The organism is Pseudomonas sivasensis, from assembly GCF_052938085.1.
In genome coordinates this window covers 3,132,015-3,152,221 of record NZ_CP176442.1, presented here as the reverse complement: position 1 = coordinate 3,152,221, position 20,207 = coordinate 3,132,015, and the positions used below count along the sequence as shown (strand labels likewise).

Annotated in this window: 21 protein-coding genes and 1 pseudogene; 10 read left to right on the top strand and 12 right to left on the bottom strand. The window is 57.0% G+C overall.

Annotated features, from left to right (window positions below):
- Positions 1-7: 7 nt before the first annotated feature.
- Entirely contained in the window at positions 8-646 is a 639-nt protein-coding gene (locus tag ACKZ62_RS14605; protein WP_122757313.1) for a dTMP kinase, read from the top strand.
- Between the two features lie 105 nt (positions 647-751).
- Here ACKZ62_RS14605 and ACKZ62_RS14600 read toward each other — a convergent pair whose 3' ends face one another.
- Genes ACKZ62_RS14600 through ACKZ62_RS14570 form a run of 7 tightly spaced genes read right to left on the bottom strand, consistent with a single transcriptional unit; the run spans position 752 to position 7,046 of the window.
- Complete coding sequence (locus ACKZ62_RS14600) at positions 752-2,119, bottom strand: sensor histidine kinase (RefSeq protein ID WP_095184774.1); 1,368 nt, start codon at positions 2,117-2,119, stop codon at positions 752-754.
- Positions 2,116-2,778, bottom strand: coding sequence for a response regulator (locus ACKZ62_RS14595; protein WP_447096928.1), 663 nt, complete (start codon positions 2,776-2,778; stop codon positions 2,116-2,118). The genes ACKZ62_RS14600 and ACKZ62_RS14595 overlap by 4 nt, the downstream gene beginning before the upstream one ends.
- Before the next feature lie 11 nt (positions 2,779-2,789).
- Positions 2,790-3,434 (bottom strand): tetratricopeptide repeat protein, encoded by a 645-nt coding sequence (locus tag ACKZ62_RS14590; protein WP_122765144.1) that lies wholly within the window; start codon positions 3,432-3,434, stop codon positions 2,790-2,792.
- Positions 3,431-4,240, bottom strand: coding sequence for an SDR family oxidoreductase (locus ACKZ62_RS14585; RefSeq protein ID WP_032887333.1), 810 nt, complete (start codon positions 4,238-4,240; stop codon positions 3,431-3,433). Before ACKZ62_RS14585 ends, ACKZ62_RS14590 begins: the two co-directional genes overlap by 4 nt.
- On the bottom strand, positions 4,227-4,901 hold the full coding sequence (locus tag ACKZ62_RS14580) for an iron-containing redox enzyme family protein (protein WP_032887331.1): 675 nt from the start codon (positions 4,899-4,901) through the stop codon (positions 4,227-4,229). The genes ACKZ62_RS14585 and ACKZ62_RS14580 overlap by 14 nt, the downstream gene beginning before the upstream one ends.
- Positions 4,898-6,379, bottom strand: a complete 1,482-nt coding sequence (locus ACKZ62_RS14575; RefSeq protein WP_447096927.1) for an AMP-binding protein — start codon at positions 6,377-6,379, stop codon at positions 4,898-4,900. Before ACKZ62_RS14575 ends, ACKZ62_RS14580 begins: the two co-directional genes overlap by 4 nt.
- Positions 6,369-7,046, bottom strand: a complete 678-nt coding sequence (locus tag ACKZ62_RS14570; RefSeq protein WP_032887326.1) for a thermostable hemolysin — start codon at positions 7,044-7,046, stop codon at positions 6,369-6,371. Before ACKZ62_RS14570 ends, ACKZ62_RS14575 begins: the two co-directional genes overlap by 11 nt.
- Before the next feature lie 201 nt (positions 7,047-7,247).
- On the opposite strand from ACKZ62_RS14570, the gene ACKZ62_RS14565 reads away from it, so the two are divergent.
- Positions 7,248-7,790, top strand: a complete 543-nt coding sequence (locus ACKZ62_RS14565; RefSeq protein WP_122757316.1) for a cytochrome b/b6 domain-containing protein — start codon at positions 7,248-7,250, stop codon at positions 7,788-7,790.
- Positions 7,791-7,890: 100 nt separating this feature from the next.
- Here the strand turns inward: ACKZ62_RS14565 and ACKZ62_RS14560 are convergent, their stop codons facing one another.
- From ACKZ62_RS14560 to ACKZ62_RS14540, 5 genes are all read right to left on the bottom strand, one after another.
- Positions 7,891-8,613, bottom strand: a complete 723-nt coding sequence (locus ACKZ62_RS14560) for a hypothetical protein (RefSeq protein ID WP_447096926.1) — start codon at positions 8,611-8,613, stop codon at positions 7,891-7,893.
- 100 nt (positions 8,614-8,713) lie between these two features.
- Entirely contained in the window at positions 8,714-9,232 is a 519-nt protein-coding gene (locus ACKZ62_RS14555; RefSeq protein ID WP_447096925.1) for an isochorismatase family protein, read from the bottom strand.
- A 469-nt stretch (positions 9,233-9,701) separates the two neighbouring features.
- A complete protein-coding gene (locus tag ACKZ62_RS14550) occupies positions 9,702-10,412 on the bottom strand; it encodes an SDR family oxidoreductase (RefSeq protein WP_032887316.1) in 711 nt (236 codons plus the stop codon).
- A 36-nt stretch (positions 10,413-10,448) separates the two neighbouring features.
- Positions 10,449-11,009, bottom strand: a complete 561-nt coding sequence (folE, locus tag ACKZ62_RS14545) for a GTP cyclohydrolase I FolE (protein ID WP_447096924.1) — start codon at positions 11,007-11,009, stop codon at positions 10,449-10,451.
- A 154-nt stretch (positions 11,010-11,163) separates the two neighbouring features.
- Complete coding sequence (locus ACKZ62_RS14540) at positions 11,164-11,628, bottom strand: thiol-disulfide oxidoreductase DCC family protein (RefSeq protein ID WP_447096923.1); 465 nt, start codon at positions 11,626-11,628, stop codon at positions 11,164-11,166.
- A gap of 1,030 nt (positions 11,629-12,658) precedes the next feature.
- Here ACKZ62_RS14540 and ACKZ62_RS14535 point away from each other — a divergent pair.
- From ACKZ62_RS14535 to ACKZ62_RS14500, 8 genes and pseudogenes are all read left to right on the top strand, one after another.
- A pseudogene (locus ACKZ62_RS14535) lies at positions 12,659-13,261 on the top strand (methyl-accepting chemotaxis protein); the annotation flags it as partial.
- Positions 13,262-13,272: 11 nt separating this feature from the next.
- Positions 13,273-13,641: a response regulator gene (locus tag ACKZ62_RS14530; RefSeq protein ID WP_442116179.1), complete on the top strand. Its 369-nt coding sequence runs from the start codon at positions 13,273-13,275 to the stop codon at positions 13,639-13,641.
- Positions 13,642-13,671: 30 nt separating this feature from the next.
- Complete coding sequence (locus ACKZ62_RS14525) at positions 13,672-13,989, top strand: STAS domain-containing protein (RefSeq protein ID WP_442116180.1); 318 nt, start codon at positions 13,672-13,674, stop codon at positions 13,987-13,989.
- Positions 13,990-14,005: 16 nt separating this feature from the next.
- The gene (locus ACKZ62_RS14520) at positions 14,006-16,138 is read left to right on the top strand and encodes a chemotaxis protein CheA (protein ID WP_447096959.1); all 2,133 of its coding nucleotides are present in this window, start codon (positions 14,006-14,008) and stop codon (positions 16,136-16,138) included.
- 23 nt (positions 16,139-16,161) lie between these two features.
- On the top strand, positions 16,162-18,285 hold the full coding sequence (locus ACKZ62_RS14515) for a methyl-accepting chemotaxis protein (RefSeq protein ID WP_447096922.1): 2,124 nt from the start codon (positions 16,162-16,164) through the stop codon (positions 18,283-18,285).
- Between the two features lie 3 nt (positions 18,286-18,288).
- Positions 18,289-18,801, top strand: coding sequence for a chemotaxis protein CheW (locus tag ACKZ62_RS14510; RefSeq protein ID WP_442116182.1), 513 nt, complete (start codon positions 18,289-18,291; stop codon positions 18,799-18,801).
- Between the two features lie 78 nt (positions 18,802-18,879).
- Entirely contained in the window at positions 18,880-19,407 is a 528-nt protein-coding gene (locus tag ACKZ62_RS14505) for a chemotaxis protein CheW (RefSeq protein WP_442116183.1), read from the top strand.
- Positions 19,404-20,207, top strand: a complete 804-nt coding sequence (locus ACKZ62_RS14500) for a CheR family methyltransferase (protein WP_447096921.1) — start codon at positions 19,404-19,406, stop codon at positions 20,205-20,207. Before ACKZ62_RS14505 ends, ACKZ62_RS14500 begins: the two co-directional genes overlap by 4 nt.

Sequence of the window (20,207 nt, the reverse complement as noted above, 5' to 3'; positions counted from 1 at the left end):
GTGAAAAATGAAGCGTGCGTTGTTTGTTTCTCTGGATGGTCCCAAGGGCGTCGGCAAGACCACACTGTTGGAGGCCGTGACGAAAGCCCTGAGGGTCGACCACCACACAGTGATCCGACTGAGCGAGAAAAAAAGCGATCCCTACAGGGCTGAAACCATGGCCCTGGTTAATCAATTCGTCAGAAACCCCAGCAGGGAGTTGGAGCTGACGGTGTGCGAGCGCTTTGCTGATAGCCGCCGGTGGATTTCCCAACAGGTGCTGCCGGAACAGCCGCCGGGCAGCATCATCCTGATGGATCGCTGGTACCCGTCAGAAGCGGCGTTTCGCCGGCTGGTGCCGTTTGCAGAGATTCTCCAGCTGAACCGTGACCGCAACGTGCAAGTGCCAGACCTGCACGTTGGGGTTGTCACCGCGCCTGAGATTTCATGGGCGCGAGCGGCTGCACGAACGCGCGGGTTGAGCAGTACGGTCATGCATGCGTTGGAAGAACATGTTGCTAGCACCGAGGCGTTTGAGCAGGCGGCTGCCGATCATGACTGGGTGCTCTGCCGCAATGAAGGAACGATCGAAGAGGCAACCATGCAGGTGGTTGCTCATATCCAGAGAGTCCTTCGTGATGCCTCGCCTCTACCCAATCAGGGTTAAGGCATTCGCTATCGGCTATCAGCCAGACAGTGACGATTTCCCCCAGACATACAGCAATAGCCTTTAAAAAATGCGCTGTCCGGCTACTTCGAATGCCATGGATTTTTAGAACCTCAAGATCTCGAATGTTGCGCGCAATCCTCCGCATTCACGGTTTTCTAAACGCACGCTCCCTCCCAAACGACTTGCGATGGACCGGACGATGGTCAGCCCCAGCCCAGCGCCTTGATCATTTCCACGACTGTAGAACCGCTCAAAAAGTCGATCACATTCTGCTTCATCGATGCCTGGCCCCTCGTCCTCAACACATAATTCGTAGTGATCCTGGTTTTTCATCAACCGCACGGTAATCACTCCCTGGGGAGGGGAAAAGTTGGCGGCATTGGTGACCAAGTTGTTCAAGGCAATATGTATGACGGCTGCATCGACCTTAACAAGGCAGACCTCTTCCATGGGTTCGAACACGAGTTCAAGCCCCTTGCTCAGCAGCCAGGGTGTCATTTGCACCAGACCGCCCCGAATCGTCGCCACTAGATCGATGCTCTGCGCCTCATGGGTTTGGGGTTGCGGCTCGATACGGGCCATGGTCAGGAGTTGATTGACCAGGCGCGTGGTGCGGTCCACACCTACGATCAGGTAATTGAGGGATTCGCGCCGATCTTCCTCACTGACGGCCTCCACGAGGTTTTCTGCGTGGACCTTGAGCACGGCGAGCGGTGTGCGCATTTCATGGGCGGCATCCGCGATAAAGCGTCGCTCACGGCCCATCACCTCCTGGATCTGTGCCAGCACACGATTCAGGGCGGCCTGCATGGGCTCCAGCTCAGTAGGCAGCGGATTCAACTGCAAGGGTTCGAGAGAACCTGAATGCCTCGCTCGCAAGGTTTCAGCCATATTGCTCAACGGTTTGAGCCCCCAGCCAATGGCCAACCAGATCACCGCGGCAAGCAGCAGGCTACCTATCAGGTTAGGTAAAACCGTATGACGGACGATGCGATCCACCAGGTCGGCACGCACATCGTCCCGCTCTCCCACCCAAATTTTCAGATTGTATTGGGCATCATCCAACACAAATGCGCGCCAGGTTCGGTTGTTGATATCCGTGATGTCACTGAAACCCGGTTTGACCGGAGGCGAACTAAAGGACGGCGCACTGGAGGTGTGCACCAGCAACGTGCCATCCGCGTTCCACACCTGAAAAGCGATTTTGCTTTCATACGGGTGGCCATCCACTCTGGGCGCGGCGAGCCCCAATGCCTGGTTGAACGCCTCATACAGCTTTGCGTGCTCGTTGCTCGCCATTGGCATGCGCATCACGCCCTGCAGCAGACGTGCGTTCTGCGCCAGCTGAGCGTCGTATACCTCGTCGATTTCATGATTGCTGTCGTGGAGATTGACAACGGTCATGAGCAACAGCCCGAGGAACAACAGACCCAGAATCAACCTGAGCGTACGTCGCCGAATAGACGTCATGGGCGCTCTTCCACCAGGTAACCGACCCCACGGATCGTGCGGATCAGTTGGCTCGAAAACTTCTTGCGCAAGTGATGGATATGCACCTCCAGCGTGTTGCTTTCTGCCTCTTCGTTCCAGCCGTAGAGTAACTGCATCAGTTGGTCGCGCGTCATCATCCGACCCGGCGGGGAAAGCAACTCATGGAGTAACTGATACTCCTTGGGTGTCAGGGCGACCGCTTCGCCCTGATAGCTGACTTGTTGAGTTCCCGGGTTCAGGCTGATGCCTGCGTGCTCAATCAACACCTGGGCGCGGCCCGCACTGCGTCGCAGCAACGCCCTGAGGCGTGCCTTGAGTTCTGCCAGGTCGAACGGTTTGATCAAATAGTCGTCGGCACCGGCGTCGAGCCCTGCGATGCGGTCCTCTGTGGCGTCCCGAGCGGTCAGGATCAACACCGGCAGATTGGAGCCACTGTCACGCAAGCGACGCAGCACTTCGAGTCCATCCATGCGCGGCAAGCCAAGGTCGAGTACGGCCAGATCAAACGTTTCACTGAGCAGAGCATGCAAGGCGCTACTGCCATCCTGTAACCAGTCGACGGTATAGCTTTCTCGTACCAGCGCCTGGTGAATACCCTCGCCCAGAGCGACGTCATCCTCGATCAATAATATGCGCACACGGACTCCTGTCAGCCGAGTTTCTTGGTTATATCCTGCAGCAACGCTTCGATTTCCTTGCGCCGTCCAGCGTCAGCGGTTTCGCGGCCTGGCCTTGGGGCGGCCAGCAGTGCTTTTTGCAGTGCTGCGTGGGCGTCGGTATAGCGCTTTTGACGGTAGAGGTGATCACCCCAGAAGTACAGACTATCGATGCCGTTCGGGTTCAGTTGCAAGGCTTGCTTGAGTAACACCTCTGCTTTGTCCGAGTCGCCGAACCCAATGGGCCAGCCCGGCACGCGATCGTACAACGCAGCAAGGCTGGTATAAGCCGAGCCTTGCAAGGCTTTGGGGTCCAGGGCGATGGCTTTTTCAAGATCGGCCTTTGCCAGCTTGACCTTGCTCAGGGCACCGAGCCCACCCTGGGCGCCGGCCCAACTGCTGGTGACAATGCCGGACCATATCCATGCCTCGGCGACTGACTGGCGTTCCTGAGTAAAGGCGTCGGCCTGCGTGGCGAGCTGTTCAAACGCAGCAGTACGCTGGTCTGCGGGCAGTTCGTATTGGATATGTGCCCAACTTTGCTGAATATTAGCGAGGCGCTGCTGGTCAGCAGCGTCAAGGGCCCAGACGTTATGGCTCATAACGCCGAGCAACAGGCCACAGAGAATTTTTTTCATGGTTTAGGGTGCTCACTGTCGTTTTTTTCACTGAGGCGACGGACCAGAGGTAACTGTTTGCGCAAGCCTCGGTCCACCAAGTTGGGCAGCAGGCTGTTGAGGCGCACAAAAAATCGCTCTTGCCATCCGAGGTACAAGTCGCGGTGGTCGCCGGCAATTGCGCGGATCACTGCGGATGCGACGGTTTCCGGGTCGTCGACATTGGATTTGAGGGCATCATTCAACGCCTGCGCAGCCGGACTATTCATGGGGGTGCGGGTGGCCCGGGGCGCGACGTATAAAACGCCAACACGGGTGTCTGCCAGTTCTCGGCGCAAGGCTTCGGAAAAACCACGCAACGCAAACTTGCTCGCGCAATAGCTGGCATATCCGGGATAGCCGATAGAGCCATACGTGGAGCCAACGTTGACGACCATCGCGCTTGGGGCTTGCTTGAGCAGCGGCAGCAGGATTTTGGTCAGGCAGATCGGTGCGCTGATGTTTACCGCCAGCATTGCATTGATGTCGCTGTCCGCCAGTTGCTCAAGCATGGCGAAGTGGTTGATCCCGGCAGCGTTTATCAGCAAGTTGACCCCGCCCATGGCCTCGGCCGCCGCCAGCACCTTACGACGATCTGCTAGAAACGTGAGGTCGGCACCCACCCACAACACCTGGTTCGGATACTGATCAAGCAACGGCACCAATGACTCTCGGTTCCTCGATACCACCAACACAGAGGCGCCGCTGGCGCACAGGGCATGAGCGATCGCCAGACCGATACCGCCGCTGGCGCCGGTCAATACCGCACGGGCCTCAGACAGGCGCATGCAAACGCTCCCCGTCACGCGGCAAGCCACGAAACATGTCGGTGTAGAGGGTGTAGACGACCTTGGAGGCGTGTATAACCGCAGCCTGATCGCTCGGGTCGTCCAGTGTGTCCATCAATCGGCGATAAGTTTGCATATGTTCAATATCGAGCGAGCCATGGGAACTGAGATAGCTGAACGCCGTTTCCGGTAACTCAAGGCGTTCGCGAATAGCGCCTGCAGCATGGGTCGCCAAAGCGATACTGGTACCTTCAAGCACGTTGACCATACCGAACAGGCCTACTGGGTTATCCCGGGCGATGAGGTCATAGAGGAAGCTGATCATCAGCTCAATGGGCAAGGACGGACGCCCGTCACGCACTGCGTCCTTGTCGCCGCCGCAGGCATGGATGTCGTTGAGTACCCATTGTTCATGGCCGTATTCGTCTTCGATGTATTCGCAGACCGCTTTGCGCAGCCACTCCAGGCGCGACGGGAGGCGTGCACCACAGGCCATCATCAACGGTACGGTGTGGCGTACGTGGTAGTAAGCCTGAGTCAGAAAGGCCCGATAGCTTTCCAGGCTGACCCTTCCCTCAAGGGCATCACGAATGACCGGAAGGTTGAACAATTCCGCCCGTTCTTTTTGCGTGGCCAGTTGCAGCGTGTCAAAAAAACTCATGATTCAGATTCCTCGGTGCGTAGGGGAGCAGTCAGTTGTGTCTGGTAAAGCTCGACAATGGCGTCGCGGCGGGGTCTGCCGTTGGCGGTCAGCAGGCCATTGGCGGGCGTGAATGGGTGGGGCAGGCGGGTCCAGTGATGGACTTGGGCGTAATGGGGCAACGCCTCGTTGGCCTCGGCAACCGCCGCCGCCAACGCCTCATCGGTGCAATCGGGTCGATGAGGCCACAACAATGCATGGTTGCTTGGCATGGCTTCGCCATACACGAAGGCCTGAGCAATGTGGCGGCGCTGTGTCAGTTCGGCCTCAACCCATTCAGGGTTCACGTTGCGCCCGAAACTGGTCACGAATTGATGTTTCTTGCGCCCCTTCAGGTAAAGGAAACCTTCATCGTCAAATTCGCCGATGTCGCCACTGGACCACCATTCATGGGCGTGAGGCGGCTCGCCCAGATAACCCAGCAAAGTAGCGCCCTTAATCAGTACTTCGCCGTCCTCGGCCAGACGCACCTCAACGTGCGGCAGCGGTTTTCCGACACTGCCTGCGCGGCGCGCCCCTGGGCTATTGAGGCACACCACCGATGCGCATTCCGACAGCCCGTAACCTTCGTAAACCGGCATGCCAACGCGTTGCGCACGGTCCAGAAGTTCGTGTGAAACGCGCGCGCCGCCCACGGCTGCAAAATGCAGCGTCTTTGGATTGAAGGCGTTCTGTTCGGCAGCAGTCACCAGCAGTAACAGCAGCTGTGGCACGAGAATCAGGCTGTCGGGGGCGCGAGAGGCCAGGCAGCCGAGCAGTCGCGGTACATCAACGCCGCTGGCGCCCTGAATACCCAAGGTTGCCTGACTGGGCAGGCTAAGGGTTGCGCCCGCATACAGCGCGGCATAACAGCCGATGTTTTCCAACAGGATCGCAAGGGGCAGAACAGCAAGGTGGTGCTGCGGATCGTTGGGCCGGCTCGCCTCATACAACTCACGCGCGACGCACACAATGCTCTCGGCGCTGAGGCACACGCCTTTGGGGGTGCCGGTAGTGCCCGACGTAAACGTCAGTTTCGCGGTGCCCTCAGGCATCAGCGATGGGCCGTGAACAGCCTTACGCCAGAATTCGCCGGTTTTCTCGAAACCCGCTGTTTGCAGTTCAGACTCCAACTCGACTTCTGCGATTAACAGTTCTGCTTGGCTTTGGTCCAGGCAATGCTTGCGCTGGGAGGGCGTGAAGAACGGTGGCAGCGTTAGGCACGTCAGCCCTTCGAACAGCGCGGCCAGATCCCATATCAGCGCCTCGACGCCGTTATCCAACACCAGCGCGACCACCTTGACGCTCTCGTCACGCAGGCGTTCCTGGCGATACACGATCTCGGCATACAACGTGGCGTAGTCCAGCTTCAGCTCATCGCCCCATAAAGAAATGGTGTTTGTGTTGCGCTCAGCATGGCTGCGCAGGGTTCTCTTGAAATGCTCGACTTCAGGCGACATGAGTGGCCTCCAGGAGTGACGTGGGCAAGCCCAGGCGATTGAATAACCCGATGTTGCGCAAATGGATAAAGCCCGCGCGGATATTGCCGACATGCACCCAGGGCTTGCTTTCGTAATAACTGCCCCAGCTGTGGCGGTCATCGCCGAGCCGCGCCGGGTCGGCGGCGCACAGCGTTACGGGTTTTAAACCGAGGCGATGGAAGCTGTTGACCAACCCGATATTCCCCGTGAACGCCACCCACTCAAGCCCCCCCAGGGCCAGCATGTAAGTGAGGGTGATGATGCTCAGACGCGCGCTGCCGTTGTCACTGGCAGCCAGGTTGCCCACCTCGACGATGCAGGCGCGGTCAACCGGCCGGCCGGCAGCGGCGGCGATCAGTGGATCAATCGAATCGTCTAGATAGCGTTCGAGAAAGAGGGGTTCTTCGCTGGCCAGGCGTACGCCAGCGACCGCGCACAATTCTCCGGCCGCATCGCTCATGCCAAACAGTTGCGGCATGAAATGACGAATGTCAGCACCGTGTGCCTGACGAAAGCGTTGCTGCACAAAGGTTTCGAAGTGAGGCCTTGCCGCATCGCTGGGCAGGGCCCGAGCCATACTCAGCGGTGGAGAGCCGGCTTGGCCGAAGTGGAGTGGTAATGCGATGTGCCAGTCGAAATCGGCCATTGGACAACGTCTCCCCGGTAGGTTTGGGAAGAGTATCGAGGGCATTTCTTAACGAAGTCTGAATGTGGCAAAAGCCGATGCAAACGCACCTTCAGATTACCTTAAGGCTTGATGGGCACTGTGCTGGCATTCGATTAGGTGACACGTCGGATCGTGGCCGGGCGAATGACTTGCCCGCGTTAATTATTCAAGAGGCGCATCATGACCCCAGACTCAACTGACCATCGTTACGGAAAACTGTCGATCACCTTGCACTGGTTGATGCTGGGACTGTTTGTCGGCGTGTATGCCTGTATCGAAATCAAAGGGCTTTTGCCACGGGGTAATCCGTGGAAAGCGATGTTCCTCGGGTTGCATGGAGTCTTCGGATTGAGCATTTTTGCTCTGGTCTGGATACGCCTGCTGGGTCGCCTGACTCCTCGGCCACCGATAACGCCACACTTACCAGCGTGGCAGACTGGGGTATCGCACCTGATGCATCTGGCCCTGTATGGCCTGATGATCGCTACGCCCGTGCTTGCCTGGTTAATGTTGTCTGCAGCAGGTAAACCGATGCCTTACTTCGGGTTCTTTTTACCCGCGCTGGTCCAGCCCGATCCAGACTTGGCCAGGCAGTTCAAACATTGGCATGAGCTGCTCGGTAGCAGCGGCTATTGGCTGATCGGTTTGCATGCGGCTGCAGGGCTGTTTCATCACTACTGGGTGCGGGACAACACCCTGACGCGGATGCTACCGAAACGTTAGTGTTCTGGGGCTTGAGCGCTTATCGACTTAACGGTTGCCGCACTACTCAATAAAGGGTTGAGTCAGTCTTTAATTTCCTTCGTGGGCGCTGAGGTCCGTTTCAGGGATTGGCTTGCACAGCGGCATGAACCAGCGCGTCCGTCTTGCCAAAGAGCGCGTTGCCATTCTGTGATGGGTTCACTTGACGATAGTTGCCATAAACGATGCGCACGCCCTTAAGTAGGGTGATCGCTGATACAGCGATTACGCGGCGGTGCTCACCATTGTCGGCGAGTATTTCACTTCCCAGAATGAAATAGATGGCTTCGTCGTCCGCCTTTAGAACCTGGGTGCCCATCATCCTGAAGTCCGCTCCGGTTACTAAGCTATTGAGTCGAATCTGGGCGTCAGCATTCGTGCGCGAGAAGAGGGTTGGATCTTTAGACATTGCACTTCCAAGTGTGCGGACAAACTCCTTACGGCTCACGCCCTCCATGGGCCGCAGTTGACCATCACGGTCCAGGATGACGCCCAACACCACCCAGTCGGAAGAGCTCACTAACTCGGACGGTGCGTTTTTTCTCCACTCTGCCAACTCTTCGCACCTCAAAAACAACGCCAAAATGCGGCTCGACGGCCCTGTGGCCTTGGCTGTCAGTTCAACGAACTTTTGCTCTCCGGGCGTTTCGCCAATCTTGCAGTAGCCTTGAGGCGAAGGCAGCTCAATCGATCTGCCGCCCACTGTGTATTGCTCAGAGTGGGCATCAGTCGCTGCAGTGAGCGCGATTGCGATGCTCGCGAATCGCACGAATAAAAGAAGGCGAACGTTTAGGCGAATGGTCACTTGTTTCTATCCCTGATTGTGGCCTCCGATGAATGTAGCAGAGCGTGACAAGAAGAAACCATTCTCCCAAGTCACGCACATTCCCGTTATTTAGGCTCTGCTAGAAGCGCCACTCTTCGGCCCGAACCAGCCGGCAGAACGGCCCATCAAGGGTTGCATTGTGATGAGCAACGATGTCCTTAGCGCTCATCACTGGCGTGTCTGAACAAGTATGACCTTCGGCAACTAGTACCGCATCGAAGCCAAGATCACGAGCAGCACGGCAGGTGCTGTCGACGCAGTATTGAGTTTTCATGCCGGTGATGACCACACCAGTAGCTCCGCGAGACCGCAAATTGTCTGCCAGCTCAGTCATTTCAAAGGCGTTGGGCCGCCGCTTTTCGAATACCACCTCTGTACCCACCAGGTTGAGTTCCTGCGCAAGCATCGTCAACGGACTGTCGGGGCCGATGGGCGATCCAGCGGGCCCGACGTGGCGCGCGAGAAAAATCGGAGCGCCAGCGCTGCGGGCTTTGTCCATCAGGCTATTCACTGTTTCCAATAACGCTTCGCCGCGCCATGGTTTTTCCGGGCCGTGAACAAGCCCGACTTGGATATCGAGTATCAATAGGGCGTACATGGGTGCATCTCCTTGCGTATGAACCAGCGACACAAGGGCATAAAAAAAGGCCCTGTCCATCGCTGGCGGGCCTTTGAAGTTCGTAGGCTATTGGCTCACGACACCTCGCACGCTCCGCATACAGCGGTCGTGGTGGTGGTAGTCGAGGTGAGGCAATAGTGAGTCATGGATCGACACTAACAATCTCGCGGCGAGCTGACAAGCCAGGATCCCAGGCTGAGTGCGTTTGGCCGACTAGACAGTGCAAGTCTGCGGCCATCTGATGCTTGACGTGCCATGGTCGTTACTCACAGGTTGACAACCACGTGCAGGAAGATCGGTTCAGTTCAAGGCGGAAATTGGCGCTAAGGAGGAGGGCAGTCACCTGCCATTAAAGGAACGCGAAATTGCAGCAGCTGCTCTGATTCGCATACGGCCCTGTGCGCGGCCCTGTCGGTCGGCCCCTGGAGATTCAAGGTTCACTTCCTGTCTACCAAGGAAGGCGTTCTCCGTTATAGGCAAAGAAATTACCGCTGTCAGCAGGCCCTAAGCGGTCAATCAGAGATAACAGCTCATGCGCCGCAATGTTTGCCGGCCTGGCTTCAGAGGCACCTCGAAAGGGGTGTGACAGGCCTGAAATAACCGTGCCGGGATGAAGACTTAACAAGCGCGTCTGAGGCCGGGTTCGTACCAGCTCGATGGCGGCCGTTTTAATCATCATGTTCAGTGCCGCCTTGGAGGCGCGATAGGCGTACCAGCCGCCCAAACGGTTATCACCGATGCTACCCACCTTGGCAGAGAGCATCGCCATCGCGCCTCGTGGGTCAAGCAAGGGCAAAAAGTGACGCAAAACCAGCGCAGGCCCGATGGTGTTGACCTGGAATATCGTCTGGAGCGTATCCGCTTCAATAGCGGAGTAGCTCTTTTCAGGTTTGATTTCGTCGCGATGGAGCAAACCGGCAGCATGCAAAATTAATTGGTAGGGGGCTTCTTGAGCTAATTCGGAGGCCGCGCTGGCAATACTGTCGGCCTCTTCCAGATCGAGGCATGGAACACTGTTGCGCCCCAGTTCACGCACATATGCGCAACTTGGATCCTGATTGAGCAACTCACAAAAAGCCGAGCCGATCGCTCCACTGGCACCTATCACGAGGGCACGATAGCCCTCACCAAGCGAGTTCATCTTGAAGGGACTGTTCATCTAGGCGCTCCCGCGGTCTGGTTCGATTTGTTGGTGTTAACCCATTCGTCCAATCAGCTGCAGAAACTCCTGACGCGACGCGGACGACTCGCGAAAGGCTCCCAGCATCACCGAAGATGTCATCACCGAGTTTTGCTTCTCCACGCCTCGCATCATCATGCACATGTGCTTAGCCTCAATGACCACTGCCACGCCGGCCGCATCGGTGATGTGCTGAATGGCGTCAGCAATTTGTTTTGTGAGGTTTTCCTGGATCTGTAAGCGGCGGGCGAACATATCGACCACTCGGGCCACCTTCGACAGGCCCAATACCCTTCCAGTAGGGATGTATGCCACATGAGCCTTGCCGATGAAGGGCAGCATGTGATGCTCACACAATGAATACAGTTCGATGTCGCGCACGATGACCATTTCATCGTTTTGCGATTCGAACAATGCGCCATTGATCACTTCTTCCAGGCTCATTGCGTAGCCATTGCACAGGTACTGCATTGCTTTGGCTGCGCGCTTGGGGGTGTCCAGCAGTCCTTCACGCTCAGGGTTCTCGCCTACGCCGACGAGAATTTCACGGTAGTGTTCGGCTAATAATGGGCTCATCTTGATTCCTCGCAGCCATGCTGCGGTTTAAGTGTCGGCAATCCATGGCGGTAGGAACGTATCTGCTGCGCACGATCTGACGCAGATGGCACGGGGGTCGCCAGATCAGCCATGACCCACCTTCTTCGTCGGGACCATGACAACGCAAAGCGTTCTAGGTCTGCTTTTTTTTCAAAATGGCCTGCTTGTCTGATGCGGGTTTTGACGCCCGCACCGCGCACTGCTGATCGACACAGCGGCGGCCACCCTCTGGATGAGGTAACCACGCCAAATGGGGGCGTAAACGGCAGAAAAGGCGATAACCGAATTCAAACAGCGGGCGCAATGCACTCCACGTCAGTGGCGTGGCCCAAAAACCTAAGCCAGCCGCTCGCCAACTCCACAGAGTGGCATCCAGGCCGGTAACCCAGCGGCCATCAGCGAAACGAGCGTGCAGCGAGGACTGCATGTGCGCGAACGTCAACCCGAGTGCCTTGGCATCGAATGCACCGCTGCTGATGTCCACAAAAAGCAGTCGATCCGTTACGGCGCGTCCTCGCAGGAACTTGATTTCTCGCGCGCACAGAGGGCATTCACCGTCAAAATACAGCGTCAACGGCCACTTCATTTTCTTGTACATCGTAATGGACCTTGTATAGGTTTATACAAGATAGGCTGAAAGAAACGGGCTGACAATGGGCACTGTGTTGTAGCTGCGTGATGGGCACGCCCAGTGTTGTGAAGGGATCGTCCGCCCCTTCGGTACCAAGCTTCCAGAGGGAGGGCTATAGGAAGGCATTCACGAGCTTGCAAGGTGTCTAGAGAACCCAAGGCGATTCACCGTTTGATTTTTCATGTCAGCGATAGGAACACGCTCATCGCTGTTTTTTTACGCATTTCTTCGAGGGTCATAAGAGTAGGGATTTTCCTACCGTGAAACTGCAATCCCTACTGGCAAATAGGGAAGCTCTGATACAAGCGGAGCCATCATAAAGCCACTATCTCTCCATGTAACGGAAAAGCTGTGCGTTCGCTCCTGAGGATGCGCACATTCCGACCGATCCGGCTTGCGCTGAAGTGGAGAGACCAAGGTGAAAGGACAGACGATTTACCCCTCCGCTGTCTTGACTCTGCTACCTGCGGGTTTAAGTGGTGTCTTCGGTTGCGTCGCTATTCTGTTCAATAGTGATCTGAGTGTCTTGAGCATCGCCAGCGGCGCAATGGTATTACTCGGCTCTTGTCTGGTTGGCGGCTTTGCCCAGCGTGCGTTGAGTGCTCAACGGCTTGTACAGCAGCAGATTCATGAGCAATCCAGCCGGCCTCCGGTTGTTTCGCCGGATGAAGGGTTGGGTGAAGTGTGCACCCAGGTCCTGCCGATTTGGGGGCAGCAGATCGAAGCCGCTCGGACCCTCAGCGAAGAATCGATTCTAAAACTGAGCGATCGTTTTGCGACGCTGTCGGGAGACATCTGCGCTTCTGCTTTTGATGGCGCCGGGCAGAATTCCGGAAGCCGGTTGCTGGAAATCCTTGAGGTGGGCCAGCGCGATCTGGACTCGATCATGGTGGCACTGCGCAGCGCGCTCTTACGCAAGGAATCGGAGCTCAAGGAAGTACTGATGCTGTCCGACTTCACCTCTCAGTTGCAGGAAATGGCCAAGTTTGTCGGTGATATTGCAAAGCAGACCAACTTGCTGGCACTTAACGCCGCCATCGAGGCTGCCCGGGCAGGTGATGCCGGTCGCGGTTTCGCCGTGGTGGCAGACGAGGTGCGCAAACTCTCCAGTCTGTCGGGGGAGACGGGCTTGAAAATCAGCGAGACAGTCAACACGGTCAATGCGGCGATCTCTCGCACTGTTGAGTTGTCTCGGCACCAGGCGCAGCAGGACTCACAGACTTTGGCTCATTCAGAGCAATTGGTGTCCCAGGTAATCGAGCATTTTCGGCACAACGCTCAGGCCATCGTCGATACCAGCAGCAGCCTTCAGCAACAAAGCGAAAGCGTTGCCAGCGAGATCGCGGGAGTGTTGGTGGCCCTCCAGTTCCAGGATCGCGTCAGCCAGATGCTCAACCTGGTCAACAACGACTTATGCAAGCTTCGTGGGCATATCACCGATCGCCAGCAAATCACTCAAGCCGGCGGCTCACCGGACCTCATCATTGCCCAGACCTGGCTTGACCAATTGGCAAGTACCTACACGATGCCAGAGCAGCACGCGATCCATCACGGCAAGCCGCTGGTGAGCAGCAGTTCATCCGATGTCACTTTTTTCTAGGGAGTATCCCCATGAGCAAAACCATTTTGATTGTCGATGACTCTGCCTCCATACGTCAGGTGGTGAGCATCACCCTGAAGGGCGCCGGGTACGAAGTCATCGAAGGCGTTGATGGTCGTGACGCACTGAGCAAACTCGACGGCCGCAAGATTCACCTGATCGTCAGTGACGTGAACATGCCGAACATGGATGGCCTCAGCTTCGTCAAAGCCGCCAAGCAGCTGCCGGCTTATAAATTCACGCCAGTGATCATGCTGACCACTGAAGCAGGGGATGTGATGAAGCAGCAGGGGCAGGCTATCGGTGCCAAAGCCTGGATGGTTAAGCCGTTCCAGCCGTCTCAAATGCTCAGTGCTGTTTCCAAATTGATCATGCCTTAGCCGACCAGTGTTCCTGGAATAGAGGTTGTCATGTCAAACACCATGCCCTGCTTACGTCGGATTCTGGTCCTTGAAGGACCTCTGACTATCTACACAGCCGCTGAACGCAAAGACCTGTTGCTGGAGTTATTTCCCCTGGCCCAGGAAGTGGAAATGGACCTGGGCGGCGTCGACGAACTGGACACTGCCGGCTTGCAACTGCTGGTGATGATCAAGCAAGAGTCTGTGCGCCAAGGCTCCAGCCTGATTCTGAGCAATCCCAGCGCAGCGGTGATCAACGCCCTCGACTTGAGTGGGTTGTACAGCTTGTTCGATGAGTCGGCCCCGGCCCGTCAGCACAGAGGATAAAGCCATGAGCTCGCCCATGAATATGGATGACGTACTGCAGACTTTCATCGCTGAAAGTCAGGAACTCTTGCTCCTGATGGAAGATGCATTGCTGCAGATTGAGCAAGCGCCGGATGACATCGACACCATCAACGCGCTGTTTCGCGTCGCCCATACCATCAAGGGGTCCGCAGGTCTGTTCGGTTTTACGCCGATCGTCGCGTTCACCCATGTGGCGGAGAGTGTGCTGGACCGGGTGCGTGGCAATGAATTGAAAGTGGATGAGGCTCTGAGTGCCTTGTTCTTACAAGTGCGAGACCACCTGTGCGAGTTGATCAATCTGCTGGCCAGTCATGGCGACCTTCAAGGTATGACCATCGAGCATGAGCGCCAAGGAGCGGCGCTGGTGGAGCGCTTGAACAGCTATCTCATACATCCTACCGACACGCTTCAATCCGTAGCAGCGGACGACTGCCAAGAGCAGGGGTTCCCTGGTAATTGGCACCTCTCGTTAAGGTTCTGTGCCGATGTTCTGCGTAACGGTATGGACCCCTTGTCTTTCCTACGCTACCTCAACAGCTTCGGGCAAATCAGCGCGATTGTTTGCATCACCGATGGCCTGCCGGACGTCGCGTCGATGGACCCAGAGACTTGCTACTTGGGCTTTGAGCTGGGTTTTATCACTGATGTAGACCAGGCAACCATTGAGGGTGCTTTCGATTTTGTTCGTGAAGGCAGCCAAATCTGCGTGCTGCCCCCTGACAGCGAGCCTGCAGACTTCCAAGCGCTGATTTCGCGCCTTGGCGCTGACCCCGAGGTCATGCTTGAAGCCCTGATCGCCTGTGGCTCCCTCACTCGTGAAGACTGGCTGGCAAGCATGGTGCCTTTGGCGTCGGTGGAAGTTTCGCCCCCTCAGGAGGCCGCGGATCAGGCGCTGGAGCGCAATGACGAATCCAAGGCCCGGGGCGCCAAAGAGGCGCGTACTGCCGAAGGCAACTTGATTCGGGTCGATGCCGGCAAGCTGGATCAGCTGATCAATCTGGTGGGAGAGCTGATCATCGCCGGTGCGGGCGCCAATCTGGGGGCGATCCACAGCGGTATCGGCACCTTGATTGAAGCGACCAGCTCCCTGTCGCGCCTCGTCGAAGAAGTGCGCGATTGTGCCTTGACCCTGCGCATGGTGCAGATCGGCGGCACGTTCAACCGCTTCCAGCGGGTGGTGCGGGATGTATCCAAGGAACTGGGCAAGGACATTGTATTGCAGGTGCTTGGTGCGGAAACCGAGCTGGATAAAACCGTGGTCGAGCGTATTGGCGACCCCTTGACCCACTTGGTACGCAATGCCATGGATCATGGCATCGAACCTCTGCAACTGCGACGCGAGCGAGGCAAACCGGAGCAGGGCACCGTTCGCCTCAATGCCTATCACGAGGCAAGCAGCATCGTGATCGAAGTCAGCGATGACGGTGGCGGCCTTAATAAACAACGGATCCTGGCCAAAGCTAATGAACGTGGTTTGTTGGTCGAAGGGCAGACGCTGGCGGACAGCGACATTCTCAATCTGATTTTCGAACCTGGCTTCTCCACTGCCGATCAGGTCAGCAACCTGTCCGGCCGAGGGGTGGGCATGGATGTGGTGAAGCGAAACATTCTCGCCCTGCGAGGCAGCGTCAACCTGGAAAGCGAGGAGGGGGTGGGCACCACGGTGCGCATCCGTCTGCCGCTGACGCTGGCCATCATCGACGGCTTTCTGATTGGTGTGGGTAACGCCTCCTATGTGGTGCCGCTGGACATGGTCGAGGAATGCATCGAGCTGACGCCGCAAGACCTCAAAGCTAAAGAGTTCCTGGACCTCAGGGGGGACGTTCTGCCCGTCGTCCGTCTGCGCGATATGTTTGCCACCGACGAGCCCAACCATGGGCGCGAAAATATCGTTGTCGTGCATTACGCGGGGGTCCGGGTAGGGCTGGTGGTTGATCAGTTGCTGGGTGAATTCCAGACCGTGATCAAACCACTGGGCAAGCTTTTCGGTACGGCTCAAGGATTGGGCGGCTTCACCATCCTGGGGAACGGAGCAGTAGCGTTGATCCTGGATATTCCCAAACTTCTCGGGCAAGTCGCCAGCCAGCAGAGACACGGCGCGACGCTCAGCCCTGAATTGACTCAATAGTTCGCTCCCTGGAGTACACCATCATGACGGTCAAAAAGAATATCTCGCTGTTGGTCGCATTCGCCCTGCTGGGCATCCTCACTCTGAGCGCTGTAAGTCTCTATCTGATGGGCGGGGTTAGGACGACTGCCAGTTATGCTGAATTCAATACAGTTCCCAGCCTGGTTTTGCTGGATCAATTAGCCGTGAACTTGGCAGAAAGCCACAGTCGTCAATGGCAGAGTCTGTCCGACCCGAGCGCACTAACTCTGCAGCAGGGCGATAGGGAGTCCATTGACCAGGCGCTGGATCGCTATCAGAAGGAGTTGATCTCCGATGAGCACGATGGGGTTTTACTCAGCGGCTTGCGCAGCATTATTGCCGACTACAACCGAGGCGCTGAGCGTTTCGACAGCGCGCTTAAATCTGGCGACCCGGCAGCGCGCCGCCTGTTACCCGAGCTTGAACTTACACGAGAAAAAGTCGACTCAGCCTTGAGTGAAATGCGCACGTACAACCTTGAACTTGGTCAAAAAAATGCGTTGATTGCGGGTGCGACCGAGCAGACCGCTTACTACACCATTGTCCTGGTGGGCGGTTTGACTTTGCTGCTTATCGCGCTGTTCGGGTTTTTCCTGGGACGTAGTCTGCTGCGCACACTGGGCGGTGAACCTGAAGAGGTGCGGATACTGTCGGAACGCATCGTCGCCGGGCAGTTGGATGGAGTAGCCATCACCAATGGCGTTGGGCATTCAGGCTTATTGGGTTCCATGGAGCAACTGAGCGCGACGCTTAATCAACTGATCACCCAAATGAACCACATGTCCGCAGAGCATGACAAAGGTGACATTGATGTCCAGATCGACGCAGCGCGCTTTGCCGGAAGCTACGGGCTGATGGCACAAGGCATCAACGACATGGTCAACGGCCACATCAGCGTGAAGAAGCAAGCCATGGCTTGTATACGTGCCTTTGGTGAAGGCGACCTGTCGGCGCCTCTGGCCCGCTTCCCTGGCAAAAAAGCCTTTATCAACGACAACATCGAGCAACTGCGGCGCAATATCCAGTCGCTGGTCGACGACAGCCAGACGCTCAGCTCGGACGCAACAATTGGCAAGCTTGATACCCGTGCCGACAGCTCTCGTCACCAAGGTGATTTCCGACGTATTGTCGCGGGGATCAACAGTACGCTGGACTCGATCGTTGCCCCGCTCAACGAGTCGATGAGCGTGATGGTGGCGCTGTCGAGTGGCGACCTGACCCGCAGTGTCAAGGGTGATTACCAGGGCAGCCTGCAAGACTTGAAAAACGCAGTCAACGAAACGGTGAGCAAGCTCTCGCAAATCATTGGCGAGGTGCGCAGCTCGGCCGATTCCCTGTCCAGCGCCTCGGAAGAAATCTCCGCCACGGCGCAAAGCATCAGCCAGTCGGCGTCGGTGCAGGCAGCGTCGGTTGAGGAAACATCCGCCTCCATGGAACAGATGTCGGCGTCTATCGCACAGAACACCGAGAACGCGAAAGTGACCGATGGCATGGCGGGCAAGGCAACCAAGGAGGCGAGTGAAGGCGGGCAGGCGGTGAAAGACACCGTTTCAGCGATGAAAACCATTGCCGAGAAGATTGGCATCGTCGACTCGATTGCCTACCAGACCAATCTGCTGGCGCTGAACGCTGCCATCGAAGCCGCCCGCGCCGGTGAACATGGCAAGGGTTTCGCGGTGGTCGCTGCCGAGGTTCGCAAACTCGCCGAGCGCAGCCAGATCGCGGCTCAGGAGATCGGCCAAGTGGCAAAAAACAGCGTCGCCCTGGCTGAGCGGGCCGGCAACCTGCTGGATGAAATCGTCCCGTCGATTACCAAGACATCCGACCTGGTGCAGGAGATTGCCGCTGCGTCCGAAGAGCAATCCATTGGTTCGGAGCAGATCAACACGGCCATGTCCCAGATGAGTCAGATTACTCAGCAAAACGCTTCTGCCTCTGAAGAGCTGGCGGCGACCGCCGAGGAAATGAGTAGCCAGGCCGAGCAGCTGCAAGAGTTGATGGGCTTTTTTACCCTCAGCGGTCGCGGAGCAACTTCGGCCGTACCCCGTACCTCGCTCTCAAGCCACAGCGGCTTGCAGTGTGGTGAGCAGGCCCAAGAGGGCGGTTTCATTCGCTTTGGGAGTTGAGCCATGGAACCTGAAGCCCTGATCAGCAGCGAGTTCACCTCGCACAGCGATAATGACGACTCGTTCCTGCAGTTCCTGACGTTCATGTCCGCCAAGGAGGTCTACGCCATCGACACCTTGTGTGTGCGCGAGATCATCGAGTACGGGCAGGTCACCACGGTGCCGATGATGCCGGACTTTATCCGGGGTGTGATCAACCTGCGTGGTTCTGTGGTGCCGGTTATCGATCTGCAGGCGCGCTTTTGCAAAGGCACCACGCAGCAGGGCAGCAGGACCTGCATTGTGATCCTGGAGATGATGCAGGCAGGAGAGCCTCACGTGCTTGGCATTGTCGTCGACTCGGTGAGTGAGGTGATCGAGATCGAGCTGGCCGAGATTAAACCGGTTCCGGCAATTGGCAACCGAATCCGAGAAGATTTCATCCGAGGCATGGTCAAGGTACGAGGTGAGTTTCTGACGGTGCTTCAAATCGAGCAGGTGTTGTCGGTCAATGAAATCTCCAGTCAGTTGCACTGAGCGCTGGTCATCATCCGGTACCTAAGTTGAGTCTTGAGAGGGATGTCGCCGTTCACGGTGCAGCCCGAGGAGTGAGTCATGTCTGTTTCCACCTCGTGTTTACCCGTCTCCGGGTCGGCAGTGCCAACCCAGTACCTGACGTTCAGCATCGGCCAGGAGATGTTTGCCGTGGGCACCCTGAGCGTGCGGGAAATCGTCGAGTACGGTCCAATCACAGCCCTGCCGATGGCGCCGCCGAGCATTCGCGGGGTCACCAGCTTGCGCGGTGCGGCGATCCCCGTACTTGACCTGGGATTGTGTTTCGGGAGCGGCCTGACTCAGGAAAGCGCCCGTACCTGCATTGTCATGTTGGAGGTGCGCGGGGCGGGTGGCGCAGGCTTGGTGGGGATCATTGTCGATGCAGTCAGCGAAGTCCTGGAGATCCCTCCCGAACAGATCGAGCCGGCACCCAGGCTCCAGGGGCGACTGAGCCCGACCTTCATGGTCGGCATCGGCAAACTCAATGACCGCTTCGTTCTGTTGCTGGACATTGAACAGATGCTCAGCACCGATGACTGGTCGGCGTTGCTACCGCTGGACCTCCCAGGTCAGGGGCTTGCGTCATGAACGTCATTCTTTCCGATAACGAGTTCCAGCAGTTTCGCAGCCTGATTCACCAGGTGGCCGGCATCAGCATGTCCGATGCCAAAAAGCAGCTGATCAGTGGCCGCTTGGCCAAACGTGTGCAATTTTTCAATCTGACCACGTACGGCAGTTATTATCGCTTGTTGATGAAGGACGACATCGAGTTGCAGATGGCGGTGGATTTGCTGACCACCAACGAGACTTATTTTTTCCGCGAGCCCAAGCATTTTGAGTTTCTACGGGACGTGATCCTGCCCGAGCTGCGCGGTAACGCGGCGGTGCGTATCTGGAGTGGTGCCTGCTCCAGCGGAGAGGAGCCTTACACCCTGGCCATGGTGCTGGCCGACAGCCTGGGTGCTAGGCCGTGGGAAATCCTCGCCTCAGATATCAGCAGCCGAGTGTTGGAAAAAGCCCGATGCGGTCGTTATTCGCTCGACGCACTCAGGGGCATTCCCGAAGCCTTGCTGAATAAGTACTGCCTGAAGGGGGTCGGCAGCAATAACGGCATTTTCATGATTGAACCGACCTTAGCGTCGCGCATTACCTTCAATCCGATCAACCTTAACAATCCGCTGCCGGCTGTTGGTCGGTTCGATGTAATTTTCCTGCGTAACGTGATGATTTATTTTGATAATCAAACCAAGTGCGAGGTGGTCACACGTCTGTTGAAACACCTGAAGCCGGGCGGATATTTCATTGTCAGCCATTCGGAAAGCCTGAATGGCATCAGCGACGATGTGCAGTTGGTCAAACCGTCCATCTATCGCAAGTCGGCGGTGTGA

Coding starts and splice junctions, on each gene's coding strand:
- ACKZ62_RS14510 (WP_442116182.1), top strand. CDS start 18,289: ATGGAACCTGAAGCCCTGATCAGCAGCGAGTTCACCTCGCACAGCGAT.
- ACKZ62_RS14575 (WP_447096927.1), bottom strand. CDS start 6,379: ATGTCGCCTGAAGTCGAGCATTTCAAGAGAACCCTGCGCAGCCATGCT.
- ACKZ62_RS14605 (WP_122757313.1), top strand. CDS start 8: ATGAAGCGTGCGTTGTTTGTTTCTCTGGATGGTCCCAAGGGCGTCGGC.
- ACKZ62_RS14540 (WP_447096923.1), bottom strand. CDS start 11,628: ATGTACAAGAAAATGAAGTGGCCGTTGACGCTGTATTTTGACGGTGAA.
- ACKZ62_RS14515 (WP_447096922.1), top strand. CDS start 16,162: ATGACGGTCAAAAAGAATATCTCGCTGTTGGTCGCATTCGCCCTGCTG.
- ACKZ62_RS14505 (WP_442116183.1), top strand. CDS start 18,880: ATGTCTGTTTCCACCTCGTGTTTACCCGTCTCCGGGTCGGCAGTGCCA.
- ACKZ62_RS14570 (WP_032887326.1), bottom strand. CDS start 7,046: ATGGCCGATTTCGACTGGCACATCGCATTACCACTCCACTTCGGCCAA.
- ACKZ62_RS14530 (WP_442116179.1), top strand. CDS start 13,273: ATGAGCAAAACCATTTTGATTGTCGATGACTCTGCCTCCATACGTCAG.
- ACKZ62_RS14555 (WP_447096925.1), bottom strand. CDS start 9,232: ATGTACGCCCTATTGATACTCGATATCCAAGTCGGGCTTGTTCACGGC.
- ACKZ62_RS14590 (WP_122765144.1), bottom strand. CDS start 3,434: ATGAAAAAAATTCTCTGTGGCCTGTTGCTCGGCGTTATGAGCCATAAC.
- ACKZ62_RS14525 (WP_442116180.1), top strand. CDS start 13,672: ATGTCAAACACCATGCCCTGCTTACGTCGGATTCTGGTCCTTGAAGGA.
- ACKZ62_RS14600 (WP_095184774.1), bottom strand. CDS start 2,119: ATGACGTCTATTCGGCGACGTACGCTCAGGTTGATTCTGGGTCTGTTG.
- ACKZ62_RS14580 (WP_032887331.1), bottom strand. CDS start 4,901: ATGAGTTTTTTTGACACGCTGCAACTGGCCACGCAAAAAGAACGGGCG.
- ACKZ62_RS14565 (WP_122757316.1), top strand. CDS start 7,248: ATGACCCCAGACTCAACTGACCATCGTTACGGAAAACTGTCGATCACC.
- ACKZ62_RS14550 (WP_032887316.1), bottom strand. CDS start 10,412: ATGAACAGTCCCTTCAAGATGAACTCGCTTGGTGAGGGCTATCGTGCC.
- ACKZ62_RS14520 (WP_447096959.1), top strand. CDS start 14,006: ATGAATATGGATGACGTACTGCAGACTTTCATCGCTGAAAGTCAGGAA.
- ACKZ62_RS14500 (WP_447096921.1), top strand. CDS start 19,404: ATGAACGTCATTCTTTCCGATAACGAGTTCCAGCAGTTTCGCAGCCTG.
- ACKZ62_RS14585 (WP_032887333.1), bottom strand. CDS start 4,240: ATGCGCCTGTCTGAGGCCCGTGCGGTATTGACCGGCGCCAGCGGCGGT.
- folE (WP_447096924.1), bottom strand. CDS start 11,009: ATGAGCCCATTATTAGCCGAACACTACCGTGAAATTCTCGTCGGCGTA.